The sequence below is a fragment of the Allobosea sp. GW821-FHT03A12 genome (assembly GCF_058986765.1).
In genome coordinates, this window is sequence record NZ_JBYSVZ010000006.1 from 533,369 (window position 1) to 552,110 (window position 18,742).

Genomic DNA, 18,742 nt, shown 5'->3' on the forward strand with positions numbered 1-18,742 from the left:
TCTTCTTTTGTGCTCGTCGACGCAAGTGCCACTTGCAGTGAAAATCCGTATGGCTATGGTCCGCCCGCCTTGGAACGCTTCATCCCCCTTCTGCTGATCGCGCTCGCCGCCGGCCTTGCCTTCGTGCTGTGCTTGGCTCTGCGCCCCCTGATGATGCGCTATGCGCTGGCGCGGCCGAATGCGCGCTCCAGCCACCGCATACCGACGCCGCAAGGCGGCGGCATCGCCGTGCTTGCTGGTGCCTTCCTGGCGCTCGGGCTCGCGCTGGCCTTCATTCCCATGGATGCGGGCGCCCAGCGGGGTCTCGTCCTGGTCATGGTTGCGTCCGCCCTACTGGCCGTGGTCGGCGCCTGGGACGATATCCGTCCGCTCTCGCCGGCCCTGCGCTTGCCGCTGCAATTCCTCTGCGTCGGCATCGTCGTCTTCTATGCCGCGCCCGATATGCGGCTGCTGCCGGAAACCCTGCCGCTCTGGGCCGAGCGCGGCCTTGCCCTGGTCGCCGGCGCCTGGTTCGTCAATCTCGTCAACTTCATGGACGGGATCGACTGGATCACCCTCGCCGGGCTGGTGCCGCTCTCCGGCACGATCGTGCTCGCCGCCGGCTACGGCATCGTCGATCCCGCCACCGGGCTGCTCGCCGCGGTGCTGCTCGGCGGGCTGCTGGGCTTCGCGCCGCTCAACAAGCCGGTGGCGCGCATCTTCCTCGGCGATGTCGGGGCGCTGCCGCTCGGATTGCTCGGCGCCTATCTGCTCTATCGACTCGCCGGCACCGGCGCTCTGACCGCGGCGCTGATCCTGCCGCTCTACCATGTGATGGATTCGACGATCACGCTCTTCCGCCGCCTCGCCCGCGGCGAGAAGGTCTGGCAGGCGCATCGCTCGCATTTCTACCAGCAGGCGACCGATAACGGCTTCAAGGTCATCGAGATCGTCACGCAGATCGGCCTGCTCAATCTTGTCCTGATCGGGCTCGCGGCGCTCAGCATCGCCGTGTCGGCGCTGTGGGCGCAGCTTGCCTGCCTGCTGGCCGCGCTGGCGCTGACGATCGCCCTGCTGCGCCGCTTCTCACGCAACCGGGCGCAGCCGTGAGCGGCGAGCGCATCCTGCTCACCGGCGCGAGCGGCTTCGTTGGCCGCTATCTCCTCCATGACCTCATCGCACGCGGCTACCGAGTGCGCACGGCAGGGCGCAGCTCGACATCGACCATCACCGGCGCCGAACATGTCGCAATCGGCGACCTCGGCGCGCCGATCGACTGGCAGCCGCTGCTCGATGGCGTCGATCACGTCGTCCACGGCGCCGGATTGGCCCATGCCGATGGCGATATCCCCGAGGAGCGCTACCAGGCGGTCAACACGCAGGCGACACTGGCGCTGGCGCGGGCGGCGCATGCGGCGAGCGTCCGGCGCTTCGTCTTCCTGTCCTCGATCCGGGCGCAGAGCGGACCGGTCTGCGATCGGCCGCTCAGCGAAGCCGACACGCCCGCGCCGACCGACGCCTATGGCCGCTCTAAGCTCGCGGCCGAAGAGGGGCTGGCCGGGCTTGATCTCGACTGGGTCGCCTTGAGGCCAGTGCTCGTCTATGGGCCCGGTGTGAAAGCGAACATGGCGGCGCTGCTGAAGCTGGCGCGGCTGCCCGTGCCGCTGCCGCTCGGCGGCCTCTCGGCGAAGCGCTCGCTGCTCGCAATCGAGAACCTCTCGGAGGCCGTCGCCTTCGCGTTGACCGAGGCTTGCCCGGCCAGGCGCAGCTACATCGTTTCAGATCCGGAACCTCTCTCGGTCGCCGGGATGCTCGCCGCGATGCGCGCCGGCCTTGGGCGTAACCCGGGGCTCATCCCGGTCCCGACCGCGCTGCTGGCGCTGGCGGCGCGGCTCGCGGGGCGCAGCGGTGCCTATGAGCGATTGGCAAACGGGCTCGTCGCCTCGCCGGACGCCTTGCTCAACGCTGGCTGGCGACCGCCTGCGGAGACGAAGGCTGCGCTGGCGCGGCTGGCGGCTGACGCCGGCTGAAATCGGGGATCGCCGCTTCGAGCACCGCTTCGGCGCCGAGTCTGTCCTGCGCCGCCAAGGCCCGCTCGAGCTCGTCGAGCCAGCCCTGCATGCGCTCGCGGCCGGCGAAGATCGGCTTGGCCGCCATCACGCCGTCGAGCCCGGTCTCGGCCATCGGCTCGTCCTTGGCGAAGAGGATCTCGTTCAGGCGCTCGCCGGGCCGCACGCCGGTCACGGCGATCTCGATGTCGACGCCGGGCTCATAGCCGGCGAGGCGGATCATCCGCTCGGCGAGGTCGATGATCTTGAGCGGCTGGCCCATCTTCAGAACGTAGACGGCGGCGCGCTCGTCCTGTGCCTCGTGCTCGGGCGCATGCGAGGCCGAGGTCAGCACGAGGTCGCAGGCCTCGCGGATCGTCATGAAGTAGCGGATCATCTCCGGGCTGGTCACGGTGACCGGCCCGCCGCGCTCGATCTGCGCCTTGAACTTCGGCACCACCGAGCCGACCGAGCCGAGCACATTGCCGAAGCGGACCGCGACGAGGCGCGTGCCGCGATTGCCATTGGCGAACTCGGCGTCGCGGGCCTGCGCATACATCTCGGCGAATCGCTTGGTCGCGCCCAGCATCGAGACCGGCTCGATCGCCTTGTCGGTCGAGATCATCACGAAGATGCCGGCACCCGCGGCGATCGCCGCCTCGATGGCGACGACCGAGCCGAAGATGTTGGTCTTGATGCCCTCGCCCCAATCGGCCTCGAGATAGGGCACATGCTTCAGCGCGGCGGCATGGATGACGATGTCAGGGGCAAAGGCCTTGAACAGCGGGCCGATCCGGGCCTCGTCGCGGACATCGGCGAGGGCGCCGGTGACACGCATCGGCAGGTCCTGGGCGGCCAGCGCCTCGGTGACGTGGAACAGCGCCGGCTCGGAATTCTCGACGACGAGCAATTCGGCCGCGCCGAAGGCGGCGCAGCGCAGGCAGATCTCGGAGCCGATCGAGCCGCCGCCGCCGGTGACGATGACGCGCTTGCCCTTCAGGAAGCCTTCCAGCCGCACGCGGTCGATCTTGACCGAGGGGCGCACCAGCAGATCCTCGATCTCCAGCGGTGCCAGCTCGCTGCCGCGCAGGCCTTCGCCGAGCGTGTCGAGGCGCGAGATCGGGATGGCGAGCTTGCGGGTCTGGGCGAGCCATTTGTCCGGCTCGGCCTCGGGCGCGAGCGCGCTCGACGTGGCGACGATGCGGCGGAACGGCTCGCCGCGCTCGCTGGCGTCGGTCGCGATCGTCTCCATCTGCGAGAGCAAGCCAAGCACCGGCACGCCGCGGATCGACTGCCCGAGGTCATCGGACCGTGGCGAGAGGACGCCGGCCGGCCGCATCTTGCCCATCGCCCCCGATTCCATGGCGCGGATCACCATCTCGATGTCGACGGCGCGGCCGAGCAGCAGGGCCGGCAGGGTCGCCTCGCGCGCCGCATGATGCTTGGAGCGCGAGTATTTGAAATAGCGATAGGCCAGGCGCGGGCCGCCGAGCAGGGCGATCTGCACCAGCCAGTAGAGAACGATGGTGATCTTGCCGAAGAAGAAATAGCCGTAGAGGTTCGGCGAGACGAGCACGTAGTCGACGACCAGCAGGGTCAGGGTCAGGACCGTGACCGCCCGGACGATGTTCGAGAGATCGGGCAGCGAGGCGAAGCGCCATTTCGAGCGGTAGAGCTGGAAGAACCAGTAGACCGCGCCGGCATAGGCGACGAAGAAGGGCAGGATCGTCGGCAATTGCCGCATCCGCTCGTCGAACAGCCAGCCATCGAAGCGCACGGCGAAGACGAAGACGATCGCGAGCGCGGTCATCGCCAGGTCATGGACGATAACGGCGAGCTTCTTGGCGCTCTGTTTGGAGAGATTCAGCATGCGCGGCGGGGTATCCCGCTCCCTCGACGCCTTGTCAACGCGGCCGCAAGCAGCCCGTCAGGCAACAGGGCGCCCGGCACCCAGGCCGATTAGCACGAAGTCGATCATCTCCTCGACATTCGGGCCGGGCAATTCGGCGCATTGGCCGAGCAGGAGCGGATGATAGAAACGCAGCATCGCCATGCGCACGCAATGGGTCGCGGTGACCGGATCGCGCGCGGTGAACTCGCCTTTGGCGATGCCGTCGGCGACGACGAGGCGCAGGATCGCGTCATAGCGCTCGATATGGCCACGGACGACGTCCCAGCTCTCCTCCATCGCGCAGGCGACCATCTCGTGCAGGCGATGATTGTCGAGATAGCGGGCGGCGCTGATCCGGCAGGTCGCGGCGAGGATGTCCCGCAGGCGCTCGGCGGCGGGGCGCTTCTCGGCGGCGATCGCGGCGACGGTCGCCTCGAGCTCGCTCATCGAGCGCTCGGCGACCGCCTCGTTGATCGCCTTCTTGGAGTCGAAGAAACGATAGACATTCGCCGGGCTCATGCGCAGCGACTTGGCGATATCGGCGACGGTGGTCTTCTGATAGCCGATCTGGCGGAAGAACCGCTCGGCGACATCGATGATGTCGTGCCTCGTATCGCGCTCTACTGTGCTCATGTCAGAGCAACTTCCCGGTCTGATGACTTGTTCCCATAGGCCGCCTGCGGACGCCTTCGTTGACTATGACGAATTTCGTCAGTCGTCAACAAATTGATCGGCAAAGCTTTATTTGCGTCCTCCTGACAGTTTTTCGCCGAAGGCATCTCACTTGTCAGGAGCGTGAACGTGCCAATGCGAGGATGCCGTCGATGTCGAGATGGCGCTCCAGATGCGCGGCCAGGCCGTCGAGCGCCGCTTCCACGGCCGGCTCATAGGCTTCGCCCGCCGCCAGCGGCCTTCCCGCCAGGTTTTCGAGCCAGGCGCGGCGCAGCCGGTCCGAGCTCAGGACGCCATGGAGATAGGTCCCGACCACCTTCCCGTCGGCGCTGCAGGCTCCCTCTGGCCGGCCGTCGACGCAGAACGGTGCATGCGCCCGGTCAGGCCCCTCGCTGGCGCCGAGATGGATCTCGTAGGCGCGGCCAGTCGTGCCGCTCTCGGGATGCTCGACCGCGACCTCCCTGACGGTCTTGTCCGGCGTCAGCTCGGTCTCGATGTCGAGCAGGCCGAGCCCGGGAGCCGCGCCGGCCGGCCCTTCGAGCCCGAGCGGGTCACGCACCATCGTGCCGAGCATCTGGTAGCCGCCGCAAAGACCGAGCACATGGCCGCCGCGGCGGCGATGGGCGAGGATGTCGATGTCCCAGCCCTCCTCGCGCAGCCTGGCGAGATCGCGCAGCGTCGTCTTCGAGCCCGGCAGGATCACCAGGGCGGCGTCGCCGGGCAGGGCTGAGCCGGGGCCGACGAAGACGAGCTCGATGCCCGGCTCGAGCTTGAGCGGGTCGAGATCGTCGAAATTGGCGATACCGGGCAAAACGGGGACGGCGACCTTCAGCGCGCCGGCACTGGCCGGCACGCCGCGGGCCAGATCGAGCGCATCCTCGGCCGGCAGGCGCGCGGCCTCGGCGAACCAGGGCACGACGCCGAGGCTAGGCCAGCCCGTCGCCCGGGTGATCGTGTCGAGGGCCGGCGTGAACAGGCCGACATCGCCGCGGAAGCGATTGATGGCAAAGCCGCGGATCATCGCCCGGTCCTCGGCATCGAGCACGGCATGGCTGCCGACGAGGCTGGCGATGACGCCGCCGCGGTCGATATCACCGATGAGGATCGCCGGGACGCCAGCGGCCCGGGCGAAGCCGAGATTGGCGATGTCGCGGGCGCGCAGATTGGTCTCGGCCGGCGAGCCGGCGCCTTCGACCAGGATCAGGTCGGCGCCGTCGCTCAGCCTCTCGAAGCTCTCCAGTACTTTCGGCAGGAAATCGCCGCGGCGGCTGAAATCGCCGGAGGAGAGATGGCCGGCGACGCGGCCCTGCAGGATGATCTGGCTGCCGCGCTCGCTCTCGGGCTTGAGCAGCACCGGGTTCATGTCGACGTCAGCCGCGATCCGGGCGGCGCGCGCCTGCAGCGCCTGGGCCCGGCCGATCTCGCCCCGCGCGGTCGCGGCGGCGTTGTTCGACATGTTCTGCGGCTTGAACGGGCGAACCTTCAACCCGCGATCGGCGAAGAGGCGACAGAGGCCAGCGACGAGCAGGGACTTGCCGACATTGGAACCGGTGCCGAGCAGCATCAGAGCGGGGGTTTGGCGGGAGGGATGCATGGAGCCTGCCTAGCGCGTTGTTCCGATCGAACCGGCGCGCAAGCCGTCATTGCGAGGAGCAAAGCGACGAAGCAATCCAGGGGCGGCAGAGCCCTACGTCTCCCTGGATTGCTTCGCTGACGCTCGCAATGACGGCTCGATGCGATCCAAAGGCGCTGTAGCGCGCTTTCCGCGGCGCTGGAACGGCCAACCGTCCTAGCCCCAGAAAAAGCTCACCGATCCACGTCAGCGTCCCACGGTTCCAAAGGGGCGAAGAAACCGTGGAAGTGCTGTCGTGAACCGGCTGTGGGTAGAAAATACTGACTGCTGACGAATGTCAATATTCATCACTCCGCATAATCTGCCGCTTTTTCGGGGCGATGCACACCGGCGTTGCGCGTGCTATGGCGGCATCCGAGCCTTCCCGCCCGCCTTTTCGAACGAAGCCAGCCGCGATGAATCCGATCTTCTCCGCCCTTCCGACGACGATCTTCGAAACCATGTCGCGGCTCGCACGCGAGCATCAGGCCGTCAATCTCGGCCAGGGCTTTCCCGACGATCCCGGCCCGGAGGACGTCCGGCGCAAAGCGGCGCAGGCCGTGATCGAGGGCTGGAACCAGTATCCGCCAATGATGGGCCTGCCGGAGCTGCGCCAGGCGACCGCCGCGCATTTCCGCCATTGGCAGGGCCTGGAGCTCGATCCTGAGGCCGAGGTGATGATCACCTCCGGCGCGACCGAGGCGATCGCCGGCGCGCTGATGGCACTCATCTCGCCCGGCGACGAGGTCGTGCTGTTCGAGCCGATGTACGATGCCTATCTGCCGCTGGTGCGCCGCGCCGGCGGCATCCCGAAATTCGTGACGCTGACACCGCCGCATTTCGGGCTCAGCGAGGAGGCACTGGCGAAGGCCTTCTCACCGAAGACCAAGGCGGTGCTGTTCAACAACCCGCTCAACCCGACCGCGACCAATTTCAGCACGGCGGATCTCGACCTGCTGGCCTCGTTCTGCGTTCGGCACGATGCCGTCGCGATCTGCGACGACGTCTGGGAGCATGTCGTCTTCGACGGGCATCGCCACCAGCCGCTGATGAGCCGGCCGGGCATGCGCGAGCGCACGGTCAAGATCTCCTCGGCCGGCAAGATCTTCTCGCTGACCGGCTGGAAGGTCGGGATGGTGATGGCGGCGCCGGAGCTGATGCGGGTGCTGGCCAAGGCGCACCAGTACATCACCTTCACCACCCCGCCGAACCTGCAGGCGGCGGTCGCCTACGGCCTCGGCAAGGACGAGGCCTATTTCGAGGGGATGCGCGCCGATTTCCAGCGCTCGCGCGACCGTTTCGCCGGCGGCCTCAGCGAGCTCGGCTTCAGCGTGCTGCCGAGCGCCGGCACCTATTTCCTCAATGTCGACATCGGCCCGCTCGGGCAGAGCGACGACGTCGCCTTCTGCCAAAGCCTGGTCGCGGAGTACGGCGTCGCCGCGATTCCGGTCAGTGCCTTCTATGCGGAAGGGGCGGTGCGGAATGTCGTGCGCTTCTGCTTCGCCAAGAATGACGCGACGCTGGACAAGGCGCTGGAGCGGCTCGCGGCCCTGCGCGTGAAAGGCTGATCAGGCCTTCCGAAGAGCCTCGACCAGAACCGCGGCCCGCCGCAGCCTCGGCTCGCGGCGCTTGGCCTCGGCGGCGAGGCCAAGGCTGCGCAGCGTCTCGATCGCCATGACGAGCTCGGTGGTCGCCTTCTCGGCTTCGGCGCGGTCGCGGATGCGCTCGGCCAGCTCCAGACGCGCCTCGGCCCGGTTGGCGGCACTCTCGGCCCAGAGCGAGGGCACGATCTCGCGGCGCCTGACCTCCAGCGCCGCGTCATAGGCGGCGATCGCCTCCTCCAGCACGACCGGCTCGTTGTAGTAGCCGGCGAGGCCGACCAGCGCGGCGCCGATCCGGTCCTGCACCTCGGCCCATTCGAGCGGGGCGCTCTCGCGCGGCCGGTCGTCGAGCACCAGCTTGAAGCAGTTCACCGCCGCCTCGAAGGCAGAGACGCCGCTGGCGCGCAGGCCGAGCGCGACATGAGCCTTGCCGAGCTCCCATTGCAGCCGGCCCCATTCGCGCGGCATGTCGGCACGCGTCATTCCGGAGAGCCCGGCGCGGAAGGCGGCGACGCCGTCGTCGAGCAGGCCGGCATCGTCCTCGATCTCGCCGAGCCGGGCCAAGGCTTCGCCGAGCCTGGTCTGAAGCGCGGTCCAGAGGCGCGGCGCCTTGGCACGCTGCAGATCCTCGAGGGTCGTGCGGTAGATCTCGACCACCTGCCGCAGCAGGGAGCTACCGCCCTCGTGATGCGACAGGCCGGTGAGCGAACGCGCCAGCCTGAGCTGCGTCTCGGCCCAGGGCACGGTCTGGTCGAAATTGTCGAGCTTGGCGAGCAGGCTACGCAATTGGCCGATCGAAGCGACGAAAGCGGACTTGTCGGAGAAGTCGGCGCCGCGCCGCGCCAATGCATCGGCCTGCATCCAGGCATAGGTGAGCCCGCTGCCAGCTTCAGCGGAGTCGGCGATCAGCGCCGCCTCGGCATAGCGCTCGGCGGCTTCGCCATAGGCTTTCGGATTGAGATGCAGCATCGCCACCGCGCCACGATCGGCGCGCCCGGCGGCGGCTGCGAGCAGGCGGTCGCGGGACAGTGCATCGGGAGCGGCCGCGCCATCGAGATTGCGCTGCTCGGCCAAGGCGAGCAGCCGGTCGGCTTCGGCGAGCTTGCCGTCAGCCAGCGCCTGGATGGCCTGCGCCTGCAATCTGTCGCGTTCGAGATCGCTGCCGGCCGGCCTGGCGAGCCGGGCCTGCAGGCTGCGGAAATCCCCGGCGCGGCGCGCCAGGTTGTTCTCGATCCGGGTGAAGTCGGGCTTGCCGGAGGCGTCGCCCATTGAGGCGAGCACCCCGAGCAGCAGCGCGGGGGGAACACCCTCGCGCTGCGAGACACGGGCCAGGATGGTGGCGAGTTCCGGATTCACGTTTCCCGCCACCCCTGGATCACGATGACTTTGGATTGATTCGATCCAAAGTCATAAAACGTGATCGATTCCAAGAATTTAGAGCAGGATTCCAGCGAAAAACCGGTTCCCACTTTTTCGCATCCTGCTCTAGTTCAGCCGCGATCAGATCGCGGCGATGACCGCGATCTCGACCGTGAACTGCGGGCCGGCGAGCTTGGCCTCGACGGTGGCGCGGCCCGGCGTGTTGCCGGCCGAGACCCAGCCGTCCCAGACCGCGTTCATCTCGGCGAAGGTCGACATGTCCGAGAGCCAGATGTTGACCATCAGCAGCTTCGACTTGTCGGTGCCGGCCTCGGCCAGCAGGCCGTCGATGATCGAGAGGATGTCCTTGGTCTGCTCGCCGACACTCTTGCCGGCTGCCTTGTCGGCGACCTGACCGGCAAGATAGACCGTGTTGCCATGCACGACGGCCTTCGACATGCGCGGGCCCGGGGCGATGCGCTTGATGCTCATGATCTGGTCTCCATCAGAAGGGGCCTCGCTGGTAGCCCGAGACCGGAATCGGCGCAAATGCTTATGCAGCAGCGGCCCAGCCCGCCCAGAGCAAGGCATAGCGCGCCGCCTTGCCGATGAACACCAGCAGGATGAAGTGCAGCAGCGGATAGTTCAGCGAACCGGCGACGAAGGTCAGCGGATCGCCGCCGATCGGCAGCCAGGAGAAGAGCAAGGACGGCCAGCCGAAGCGGGCGAACCAACCCTGCGCCTTGGCGAAACGCACAGGATCGGGCCGCAGCCGCGCCGGCAAGCGCTCGACGCCGCCCGTGGCGATCAGCCGGCCTAGCCACCAATTGACGACCGAGCCTGCAGTGTTGGCGATCGACGCGACGATGAAGAGCAGCGTCGGATCGACGCGTCCCGCCACCAGCAGCCCGACGAAGACGGCCTCCGACTGCGCCGGCAGCAGCGTCGCGGCGACGAAGGCGGCGCCCGCCATCAGCCCGAGGGCGGAGAAATCGAGGGGCATCAATCCAGCATCGCGGCGAGCGCGTTGACGGTGTTGGCGTTGCGCAGCGTGCCGATGCCAAGCTTTTTCGTCGTCAGATGCGAAAGCAGCTTCGTCTCACTCGGCTCGCCGCCGAAATTGATCCAGAGATCGCCGTCAGCGAGGGCGAGCACAATGCCCGGCGCGGCGATCCCGCGGAGCATGGACAGCTCGGCTGGGCCGAGCGGCTTTCGCATGACGCGGATGCCGATATCGGGGGCGTTCCCGTTCGGGAAAGGGTTCTGGGCGGCGAGCCGCTTCCAAGCCTCAGCCTTGCGCAGGATGATGTCGACATGCTTGCCGAAACGGGCGCGGAAGCCAGCTTCCAGCCGGCTTTCGATCGCCGCGAGGGGCGCGTCCTCGGCCTCGAAGATCAGATTGCCGGTGGCGACCCAGGTGCGCGGCTCGCCAAAGCCGAGCTCCGCCGCCATCGCCTTCAGATCCGCCATCACCAGGCGCCTGCCGGGGCCGAGCACGATCGAGTGCAGCAGGGCGACATAGGTCGTCATCGTGGTTTTTGGACCCGGCGATATCGTGCCTGCCCTAGAGCCGCCGCAGCGCGACCTGCTGGATGCGGTGGCTCGCGCCCTTGGTCAGGATCAGGCTGGCGCGCTGGCGGGTCGGCACGATGTTCTCGCGCAGATTGGGCAGGTTGATGCCGGTCCAGAGCTTCTCGGCGATCGAGAGCGCCTCCTCCTCGCCGATCTCGGCATATTTGCGGAAGAAGGAGCGCGGGTCGCGGAAGGCGGTCTGGCGCAGCGTCATGAAGCGGTTGACGTACCAGCGGTGCAGGTCGTTCTCGTCGGCGTCGAGATAGACCGAGAAGTCGAAGAAATCCGAGACGAAGGGGATGATAGTGCCATCCCTGGGCAGGCGGCTCGCCTGCAGCACGTTGAGCCCTTCCAGGATCAGGATGTCCGGCCGCTCGACCGTGACCTGCTCGCCGGGCACGACGTCGTAGACCAGATGCGAGTACACCGGCGCGTTGACGGCGCGCTTGCCGGCCTTCACATCGGAAAGGAAGCGCAGGATCGCGGTGGTGTCGTAGCTTTCGGGGAAGCCCTTGCGCTGCATCAGGCCGCGGCGCTCGAGCTCGGCATTGGGCAGGAGGAAGCCGTCGGTAGTGACGAGCTCGACCTTCGGCGTGTTCGGCCAGCGCGACAGCAGCGCCTGGAGCACGCGCGCCGTGGTCGACTTGCCGACGGCGACCGAGCCGGCGACGCCGATGACATAGGGAACCTTGACCTCGGCCTCGGCGATCAGGAAGCGCTGCGTCGCCTTGAACAGCCCTTGCGTCGCGGCGACGTAGAGCGAGAGCAGACGCGAGAGCGGCAAATAGATCGCGACGATCTCGTCGAGCGAGATCGGGTCGTTGATCGATTGCAGCCTGGTGAGGTCGTCGACCGAGAGCGTCAGTGGCGCATCGGCCCGCAAATGCGCCCACTCGTCACGCGAGAACGTGCGATAGGGCGAGACCAGATCGGGGGCGGATGGCGCCGCAATCGGACGCTGGTCCATGATGCCCCCCGTATTCCAAGCTTCGAGGTTCAACGCGACCGCCTCGACTTTCAAACCTTGGGCACGACATGCCCTACCGGGGCCGCGCCGCCTTTTCGGCCAGGCCGGAGCGCGCGGTACGGGCCTCAAGCTGGCTCAAGACGTCCCGCAATGCAACATCGCGCGACCTGAGCACGACCAAAAGATGATAAAGCAGATCGGCGCTCTCGGCGATCAGCTCCTCGCGATCACCTTTCACGGCCGCGATGACGGCCTCGACCGCCTCCTCGCCGAGCTTCTTGGCGGCGCGCTCGGGGCCGGCGGCCAAGAGCTTGGCCGTCCAGGATTCCTCCGGCGCGGCGCTCGCCCGCTCGGCGACGATGCGTTCGAGATCGGCGAGGGTGAAGGCGGTCATCTCAGTCAATCCAGCCGCATCGCGAGGCCGGCGGCGGCCATGTGCGCCTTGGCCTGCGGGATGCTGTAGGTGCCGAAATGGAAGATCGAGGCGGCGAGCACGGCCGAGGCATGGCCATCGCGCACGCCGGCGACGAGGTCGTCGAGATCGCCGACGCCGCCCGAGGCGATCACCGGCACCGAGACCGCGTCCGCAATGCGCTGGGTCAGGCCGATATCGTAGCCGGACTTGGTGCCGTCGCGGTCCATCGAGGTCACCAGCAATTCGCCGGCGCCGAGCGAGACGACCTCGCGGGCGAAGGCGATGGCGTCGATGCCGGTAGCGTTGCGCCCGCCATGGGTGAAGATCTCCCAATGACCGGGCGTGACCTGCTTGGCGTCGATCGCGACGACGATGCACTGGTCGCCGAATTTTTCCGCCGCTTCCTTGACGAAGGGGCGGTTGGTCACCGCCGCGGTGTTGATCGCGACCTTGTCGGCGCCGGCCAGCAGCAAGGCGCGGATATCCTCGACCTTGCGCACGCCGCCGCCGACGGTCAGCGGCATGAAGCAGGCCTCGGCCGTGCGGGTGACGACGTCGAGCAGGGTGCCGCGCGCCTCGTGGCTCGCGGTGATGTCGAGGAAGCAGAGCTCGTCGGCGCCGGCCGCGTCATAAGCCTTGGCTGCCTCGACGGGATCGCCGGCATCGACGAGATCGACGAATTTCACGCCCTTGACGACACGGCCGTCCTTGACGTCGAGGCAGGGGATGATGCGGGTCTTCAAGGTCATCGGCGGGCCTGCCCGGGGCGGAACGACAAAATGATCGGCGCATATAGCGCCGCCGCTGCACCGCACGCAAACGCAGCCCGCATCGGCCGGATTGATCGGCGTCACGATCCCTGCTCTCTTGCGCGCCACAAACAAGATCGAGGGGATGTCCATGACGATCACATCGTCCTTCAAAGGTCTGAAACTGGCGGTGCTGAGCGCTGCCGCCAGTCTCGGCCTGAGCGCCGCCGCGCTGGCGCAGGCTCCGGCCAGCCAGCTCGAGACGATCCAGAGCCGCGGCGCGCTGCAGGTCTGTACCACCGGCGACTACAAGCCGTTCACCCTGGCCAAGGACGGCAGCTTCGAGGGCATCGACATCGAGCTCGCGAAATCGCTGGCGAAGGCCATCGGCGTCGAGGCCAAGTTCGTGCAGACGAAATGGGCCGACCTGATGAACGACTTCACCAGCGGCAAATGCGACATCGCCATGGGCGGCATCTCGGTGACGCTCGACCGGCAGAAGCGCGCCTTCTTCTCCGCGCCCTACCTGATCAACGGCAAGGCGCCGATCGCGCGCTGCGCCGACGTCTCGAAGTTCCAGACCGTCGCCGACATCGACAAGCCCGAGACGCGCGTCATCGTCAATCCGGGCGGCACCAATGAGCGCTTCGTCCGCGCCAACTTCAAGCAGGCCAAGATCGAGATCTTCCCGGACAATGTCACGATCTGGGACCAGATCCTGGCCGGCAAGGCCGACATCATGGTGGCCGAGTCGATCGAGACCAAGGTCCAGGAGAAGATCCGGCCGGGCCTGTGCGCCATCAATCCCGACGCCCCCCTGCAATATGGCGAGATGGGCTATCTGCTGCCGCGCGGCGACGTGGTCTTCAAGGCCTTCGTCGACCAGTGGCTGCATCTCGCCAAGGCGACCGGCGAGTTCGGCACGATCTACAATCAGTTCGTCCGCTGATCCTTCAGCCTGGCTGCGCCGCTCCGCTGGCCAATCGCGGCGCGGCGCAACCTGAAGCAGGTTCTGGCACAGCGGGATGCAACGCCTGCTAGGCGAGCGATGCGTGCCCGGCACGGGCGCCCTCGCCCGCATGGCGGTTGAAGCTGCTCCCGTGCGCTGCTCTCCTTGCGGCAACGACAAGAGAGGGGAGGAGGGCTTTTTCATGCTGTCGACGATCATCCGCGGTGCGCTCGCCGCCGCCTGCGCAGGCTTGTTCTCGATCGCCGCCGCCCAGGCGCAAGCGCCTGCGAGTGCGCTCGATGCGATCCAGAGCGCCGGCACGCTCCGCATCTGCACCACCGGCGACTACAAGCCGTTCACCAATGCCGTCGGCGACAGCTTCGAGGGCATCGACATCGAGATGGCGAAGTCGCTCGCCAAGGCGATCGGCGTCGAGCCGAAGTTCGTGCGGACGAAATGGGCCGAGTTGATGGCCGATTTCACCGGTGGCAAATGCGACGTCGCCATGGGCGGCATCGGCGTGACGCTGGAACGGCAGAAGCGCGTGTTCTACTCGGAGCCGGCACTGCGGACCGGCAAGATTCCGCTGGCACGCTGCGCCGACAAGGACAAGTTCCAGAGCGTCACCGACATCGACAAGCCCGGCGTCACCGCGATCGCCAATCCCGGCGGTACCAATGAGCGCTTTGCCAAGAGCAACTTCAAGCAGGCCAAGATCACGCTGCACCAGGACAATGTCGGCATCTTCGACGAGATCCTGGCCGGGCGCGCCGATGTGTTCGTCACCGAGGCGATCGAAGCGACCGTGCAGCAGAAGCTGAAACCGGGCCTCTGCGCGATCAATCCCGACAAGCCGCTGACCTTCATCGAGATCGGCTATCTGCTGCCGCGCGGCGACGTGATCTTCAAGGCCTTCGTCGACCAATGGCTGCACATCGCCAAGGCCACCGGCGAGTACCAGCGCTATTACGAGCAGTATCTGCGCTGAGGTTCCGGCGGTTCCGGGTGGAAGCATCCTGGCCGGTGGTCGAAAGACCGCGAGCCGGCCGGTTCACCCGTCGTTCACGCTCGTGCCAGCCGGATCGATCATTGCACGATTTGCGCTGTCAGTTGCCGTCGGGGAAGCCTAGCATCGGCAGCGCTGACAAAGCACGCGCCGCGCGCTGATCCCGAAGCGTGCCGAAGCGCATCCTACCCATGCGAGGATTGCGACGATGTGCGATCATTGTGTTTCGGCCGCCAGCAAGCTTACGCGTCGCAGGCTGTTTGCCGCCGGCGCCGGCTTGGCCCTCGCCAGCGCGCTGCCCATGCCTTTGCTGGCGCAATCGGCCGCGGTCGGCCCCGACGAAGCCCTGAAGCGGCTGGTGGACGGCAATGCCCGCTATGTTTCGGGGAATCTCAGCGAGCGCGACTTCTCGGCCGGGCGGGTAGCGCGCGCCGATTCGCAGGCGCCCTTCGCCTCGATTCTGAGCTGCGCCGATTCGCGCGTCGCGCCGGAACTCGCCTTCGATCAGGGGCCGGGCCAGCTCTTCGTCACCCGCGTCGCCGGCAATTTCGTCAATGCCGACGTGTTGGCGAGCCTCGAATATGGCGCGCAGGTGCTGGGCTCGCAGCTCATCCTGGTGCTCGGCCACAGCAATTGCGGTGCCGTCTCGGCGACCATCGACGTGGTCAAGAACAAGACCAAGCTGCCGGGACGCCTGCCGTCACTGACCAATGCGATCAGGCCGGCTGTGCTCGCGGCGCAGAAGGAGGGGGCGGCCGACCTGCTGAAGGCCGCCACCATAGCCAATGTCAGGCTCAACGTCGCCAAGCTGCAGAAGGCGACGCCAATCCTGTCGCAGCGCCTCGTGCAGAAGCAGCTCAACGTCGTCGGCGGTGTCTACGATCTGGCGACCGGCAAGGTCGAGCTGGTCTAGGCACCCAACACCCTGCCGGCCGGCGGCCTTCTCAGGCCGCCGCCAGCCGCGCCAGCGCCGCCGCCGGGTCGATCCGGCCGTCATAGAGGGCGCGGCCGGTGATCGCGCCTTCGAGGATTGCGGCATCGGGCGCGCAGAGGCGCTCGATATCGGCCATGGAGGCGAGCCCGCCAGAGGCGATCACCGGGATCGTCAGCGCATGGGCGAGCGCGATCGTGCCGTCCCAGTTGATGCCCTGGAGCATGCCGTCGCGGGCGATGTCGGTGTAGACGATCGCAGCGACGCCGGCGTCCTCGAAGCGGCGGCCGAGATCGTCGGCAGCAAGCGCCGAGGTCTCGGCCCAGCCTTCGACCGCGACGAAGCCGTCGCGCGCGTCGATGCCGACAGCGACCTTGCCCGGAAACGCCTTGGCCGCCTCGCGAACGAAGCCGGGATCACGCACCGCGGCGGTGCCGATGATGACGCGGGCGATGCCTTTACCGAGCCAGCCCTCGACCGTCTTCATGTCGCGGATGCCGCCGCCGAGCTGCACCGGGAAGCGCACGCGCTTCAGGATCGCTTCGACCGCAGCCGCGTTCATCGGCTTGCCGGCGAAGGCGCCATCGAGATCGACGACATGCAGCCACTCAAATCCCTGGGCCTCGAAGGTCGCGGCCTGGGCAGCGGGATCGTCGTTGAAGATCGTCGCCTGGTCCATGTCGCCCTGCTTCAGGCGGACGCAGCGGCCTTCCTTGAGGTCGATGGCGGGGAAGAGGATCACGGTGCCCACCTCAGGAAATTGCCGATCAGCTTGAGGCCGAGCTTCTGGCTCTTCTCGGGGTGAAACTGTGTGCCGGCGATGTTGTCCCTCGCGACGATAGCGGTGACCGGGCCGCCGTAATCGGTCAGCGCCAGAACCTCCTGCGGCTTCGCGGCCGTCAGCGCATAGGAGTGGACGAAATAGGCGTGCCAGCCGGAAGGGCCGGTCTCGATGCCGGCGAGCAGCCGGTGCTCGTCCTGCGGGTGCAGCGTGTTCCAGCCCATATGCGGGATCTTCAGGGCGTCGTCCTGCGGACGGATCAGCGCGACGTCGCCAGCGATCCAGCCAAGGCCATTCGTGGTGACGTATTCGAGGCCGCGGCTCGCCATCAATTGCATGCCGACGCAGATGCCGAGGAAAGGCCGGCCCTTGCCGCGGACGGTCTCCTCCAGCGCCTCGACCATGCCGGAGACGGCGTCGAGCCCGCGCCGGCAATCGGCGAAGGCGCCGACGCCGGGCAGCACGATGCGGTCGGCGGCGCGGACCTCTGCCGGGTCGCTTGTAACGCGGATGGTCGCGGCGATGCCGGCTTCGGCAGCGGCGCGCTCGAAGGCCTTGGCGGCCGAGTGCAAATTGCCCGAGCCGTAGTCGACGATGGTGACGGTCTGGCTCATCGCCCGTTCGCTTCCGGAAAGAGACCGATCACCGGCGCGGAGCTTGGCGCGAAGCGCACGGGAGCCGGCGCCGTCTCGACGATGCGCGGCGGCGCGCCGGCCGGCAAAGCCCGCTCGAAGAAGCGGCGCTCCGCGCTGGAGAGGTCCGGCGCCTCGACCACGTCGACCAGCCGCCAGCCCTTTCGCAGCAGCTTGCGCGCGATCAGGTTCTGGCCCTCGAAGCCGAGGAAAAGCCCGAGCGCCATCTGCGACAGCGCGACCGCGCCGATGGCGAAGCCGAGCTGGCGCTGGGCATAGACCAGCCCGCCCCAGACCAGCGCATAGAGGACGAAGGCGAGCCAGAGCCGCTTGTAGAGCAGCCAGACGCCGCCGAAGACGAAAGCCGAGAAGGTGAAGCTCTCCGGCAGGAGCCGGGCCTGCTCGACCTCCTCGCGCAGGCCGCCGGCGCCCGGCGGCGGGATCAGAGCCTGATAGAACGCCATGGCAGCGATCCCTTACAAAGCGCCCTTGGTCGAGGGCACGCGGCCGCCCTCGCGCGGATCGACCTCAAGCGCCAGACGCAACGCCCGCGCCAGGCCTTTGAAGCAGCTCTCGGCGATATGGTGGGCATTGTCGCCATAGAGTGTCTCGACATGCAGGGTCAGGCCCGCATTGATGGCGAAGGCCTGGAAGAACTCGCGCACCAGCTCGGTGTCGAAAGTGCCGATCTTCTCTGCCTTGAACTCAGTCCGGAAGACCAGGAAGGGCCTGCCGGAGACGTCGACCGCGACGCGGGTCAGCGTCTCGTCCATCGGCAGATGGACGTCGGCATAGCGGCGGATGCCCTTCTTGTCGCCGAGCGCTGCTTTGAGCGCCTCACCGAGCGCGATGCCGGCATCCTCGACCGAGTGGTGGTCGTCGATATGGGTGTCGCCCTTCACCTTGACCGTGGTGTCGATCAGCGAATGGCGGGCGAAGAGGTCGAGCATATGGTCGAAGAAGCCGACTCCGGTCGCAATCTCGGCCTTGCCCGTGCCATCGAGCACGAGCTTGACCGCGATGTCGGTCTCGTTGGTGCGGCGCTTCACTTCGCCCGAACGCATGCTGACCTCTGTAACGCCTGAAAACCGAGCCCGCTTTAGCAGGCGCCGGAGCGGATCGCTATCCCGGCGGCGGACCAAAGCGCCCGAGGAAAGCGCGCGCCCGTGGCAAGGCATCGTGCAGGAACTGGCCGGGCTCGCGCAGCCAAAGGCCGTCATAGGTCTTCGATTTGGCCTCACTGACCAGGAGATCCTGCGGCAAGGGTACGAGCGTCCCGCCCCAGCCCGGCCACCAGAGCCGGCCCTTGGCCCAATGATGCGCGATCAGCGCCGCCTCGCGGCGATAGCCGTGAAAATCGAAGGCCGTCTCGCCGTCGGTGACGAAGACGTGGTTGCCGGTGAAGCCCTCGGCCGGCCTGATCCAGACAGCGCGAAAACCATGCTCCGGATAGGCCTCCAGGAAGGCATAGGCAAGGATGTGGCAGGCGCCGCAGGCGAAGAAGACCCGCTCGGACAGATTCCAGCGTTTGACCGGGTCGCTCTTGATACCGGGCTTCAGCCTGAACATCTTGGCGGT

At 67.4% G+C, this 18,742-nt stretch carries 21 protein-coding genes; 6 read left to right on the forward strand and 15 right to left on the reverse strand.

The window, feature by feature from the left end; all coding sequences use genetic code 11:
* Nucleotides 1–69 precede the first annotated feature (69 nt).
* Together AC3WLC_RS24940 and AC3WLC_RS24945 are read left to right on the forward strand one after the other, a co-directional pair.
* On the forward strand, nt 70–1,089 hold the full coding sequence (locus AC3WLC_RS24940; RefSeq protein WP_493686596.1) for an MraY family glycosyltransferase: 1,020 nt from the start codon (nt 70–72) through the stop codon (nt 1,087–1,089).
* Nucleotides 1,086–2,009, forward strand: coding sequence for an NAD-dependent epimerase/dehydratase family protein (locus AC3WLC_RS24945; protein WP_493686597.1), 924 nt, complete (start codon nt 1,086–1,088; stop codon nt 2,007–2,009). The genes AC3WLC_RS24940 and AC3WLC_RS24945 overlap by 4 nt, the downstream gene beginning before the upstream one ends.
* On the opposite strand, the gene AC3WLC_RS24950 is transcribed toward AC3WLC_RS24945, so the two are convergent.
* From AC3WLC_RS24950 to AC3WLC_RS24960, 3 genes are all read right to left on the reverse strand, one after another.
* Entirely contained in the window at nt 1,939–3,897 is a 1,959-nt protein-coding gene (locus AC3WLC_RS24950) for an SDR family NAD(P)-dependent oxidoreductase (protein WP_493686598.1), read from the reverse strand. The two genes, AC3WLC_RS24945 and AC3WLC_RS24950, sit on opposite strands and share 71 nt — an antisense overlap.
* A 57-nt stretch (nt 3,898–3,954) precedes the next feature.
* The gene (locus AC3WLC_RS24955) at nt 3,955–4,551 is read right to left on the reverse strand and encodes a TetR/AcrR family transcriptional regulator (protein WP_493686599.1); all 597 of its coding nucleotides are present in this window, start codon (nt 4,549–4,551) and stop codon (nt 3,955–3,957) included.
* A gap of 154 nt (nt 4,552–4,705) precedes the next feature.
* On the reverse strand, nt 4,706–6,184 hold the full coding sequence (locus AC3WLC_RS24960) for a cobyric acid synthase (protein WP_493686600.1): 1,479 nt from the start codon (nt 6,182–6,184) through the stop codon (nt 4,706–4,708).
* 434 nt (nt 6,185–6,618) lie between these two features.
* Between AC3WLC_RS24960 and AC3WLC_RS24965 the strand changes: the two genes are divergently transcribed.
* Nucleotides 6,619–7,770, forward strand: a complete 1,152-nt coding sequence (locus AC3WLC_RS24965) for an aminotransferase (RefSeq protein ID WP_493686601.1) — start codon at nt 6,619–6,621, stop codon at nt 7,768–7,770.
* Here the strand turns inward: AC3WLC_RS24965 and AC3WLC_RS24970 are convergent, their stop codons facing one another.
* The 7 genes from AC3WLC_RS24970 to hisF form a co-directional block, all read right to left on the reverse strand.
* On the reverse strand, nt 7,771–9,171 hold the full coding sequence (locus AC3WLC_RS24970; protein ID WP_493686602.1) for a hypothetical protein: 1,401 nt from the start codon (nt 9,169–9,171) through the stop codon (nt 7,771–7,773). It lies immediately after the preceding gene.
* A gap of 132 nt (nt 9,172–9,303) precedes the next feature.
* Nucleotides 9,304–9,654 (reverse strand): RidA family protein, encoded by a 351-nt coding sequence (locus AC3WLC_RS24975; protein ID WP_152013178.1) that lies wholly within the window; start codon nt 9,652–9,654, stop codon nt 9,304–9,306.
* A gap of 61 nt (nt 9,655–9,715) precedes the next feature.
* The gene (locus AC3WLC_RS24980; RefSeq protein ID WP_493686603.1) at nt 9,716–10,165 is read right to left on the reverse strand and encodes a YqaA family protein; all 450 of its coding nucleotides are present in this window, start codon (nt 10,163–10,165) and stop codon (nt 9,716–9,718) included.
* The gene (locus AC3WLC_RS24985; RefSeq protein ID WP_493686604.1) at nt 10,165–10,692 is read right to left on the reverse strand and encodes a DUF1697 domain-containing protein; all 528 of its coding nucleotides are present in this window, start codon (nt 10,690–10,692) and stop codon (nt 10,165–10,167) included. Before AC3WLC_RS24985 ends, AC3WLC_RS24980 begins: the two co-directional genes overlap by 1 nt.
* 34 nt (nt 10,693–10,726) lie before the next feature.
* Nucleotides 10,727–11,701, reverse strand: a complete 975-nt coding sequence (gene coaA, locus AC3WLC_RS24990) for a type I pantothenate kinase (RefSeq protein WP_493686605.1) — start codon at nt 11,699–11,701, stop codon at nt 10,727–10,729.
* A gap of 73 nt (nt 11,702–11,774) precedes the next feature.
* Nucleotides 11,775–12,095: a phosphoribosyl-ATP diphosphatase gene (locus tag AC3WLC_RS24995; RefSeq protein ID WP_493686606.1), complete on the reverse strand. Its 321-nt coding sequence runs from the start codon at nt 12,093–12,095 to the stop codon at nt 11,775–11,777.
* A gap of 5 nt (nt 12,096–12,100) precedes the next feature.
* The gene (gene hisF, locus AC3WLC_RS25000; protein WP_493686607.1) at nt 12,101–12,865 is read right to left on the reverse strand and encodes an imidazole glycerol phosphate synthase subunit HisF; all 765 of its coding nucleotides are present in this window, start codon (nt 12,863–12,865) and stop codon (nt 12,101–12,103) included.
* A 151-nt stretch (nt 12,866–13,016) separates the two neighbouring features.
* Between hisF and AC3WLC_RS25005 the strand changes: the two genes are divergently transcribed.
* The 3 genes from AC3WLC_RS25005 (at nt 13,017) to AC3WLC_RS25015 (ending at nt 15,733) form a co-directional block, all read left to right on the forward strand.
* Entirely contained in the window at nt 13,017–13,814 is a 798-nt protein-coding gene (locus AC3WLC_RS25005; protein WP_493686608.1) for a transporter substrate-binding domain-containing protein, read from the forward strand.
* A 202-nt stretch (nt 13,815–14,016) separates the two neighbouring features.
* Nucleotides 14,017–14,802 (forward strand): transporter substrate-binding domain-containing protein, encoded by a 786-nt coding sequence (locus AC3WLC_RS25010; protein ID WP_493686609.1) that lies wholly within the window; start codon nt 14,017–14,019, stop codon nt 14,800–14,802.
* A 226-nt stretch (nt 14,803–15,028) separates the two neighbouring features.
* A complete protein-coding gene (locus tag AC3WLC_RS25015) occupies nt 15,029–15,733 on the forward strand; it encodes a carbonic anhydrase (protein ID WP_493686610.1) in 705 nt (234 codons plus the stop codon).
* A 31-nt stretch (nt 15,734–15,764) separates the two neighbouring features.
* Here AC3WLC_RS25015 and hisA read toward each other — a convergent pair whose 3' ends face one another.
* Genes hisA through AC3WLC_RS25040 form a run of 5 tightly spaced genes read right to left on the reverse strand, consistent with a single transcriptional unit; the run spans nt 15,765 to nt 18,733 of the window.
* Nucleotides 15,765–16,493: a 1-(5-phosphoribosyl)-5-[(5-phosphoribosylamino)methylideneamino] imidazole-4-carboxamide isomerase gene (gene hisA / locus AC3WLC_RS25020; RefSeq protein WP_493686611.1), complete on the reverse strand. Its 729-nt coding sequence runs from the start codon at nt 16,491–16,493 to the stop codon at nt 15,765–15,767.
* Nucleotides 16,490–17,146 (reverse strand): imidazole glycerol phosphate synthase subunit HisH, encoded by a 657-nt coding sequence (gene hisH, locus AC3WLC_RS25025; RefSeq protein ID WP_493686612.1) that lies wholly within the window; start codon nt 17,144–17,146, stop codon nt 16,490–16,492. The genes hisA and hisH overlap by 4 nt, the downstream gene beginning before the upstream one ends.
* A complete protein-coding gene (locus AC3WLC_RS25030; protein ID WP_493686613.1) occupies nt 17,143–17,628 on the reverse strand; it encodes a DUF2628 domain-containing protein in 486 nt (161 codons plus the stop codon). The genes hisH and AC3WLC_RS25030 overlap by 4 nt, the downstream gene beginning before the upstream one ends.
* A 12-nt stretch (nt 17,629–17,640) precedes the next feature.
* Nucleotides 17,641–18,228, reverse strand: coding sequence for an imidazoleglycerol-phosphate dehydratase HisB (hisB, locus tag AC3WLC_RS25035; protein ID WP_493686614.1), 588 nt, complete (start codon nt 18,226–18,228; stop codon nt 17,641–17,643).
* A gap of 58 nt (nt 18,229–18,286) precedes the next feature.
* The gene (locus AC3WLC_RS25040) at nt 18,287–18,733 is read right to left on the reverse strand and encodes a hypothetical protein (RefSeq protein WP_493686615.1); all 447 of its coding nucleotides are present in this window, start codon (nt 18,731–18,733) and stop codon (nt 18,287–18,289) included.
* Nucleotides 18,734–18,742: the final 9 nt, after the last annotated feature.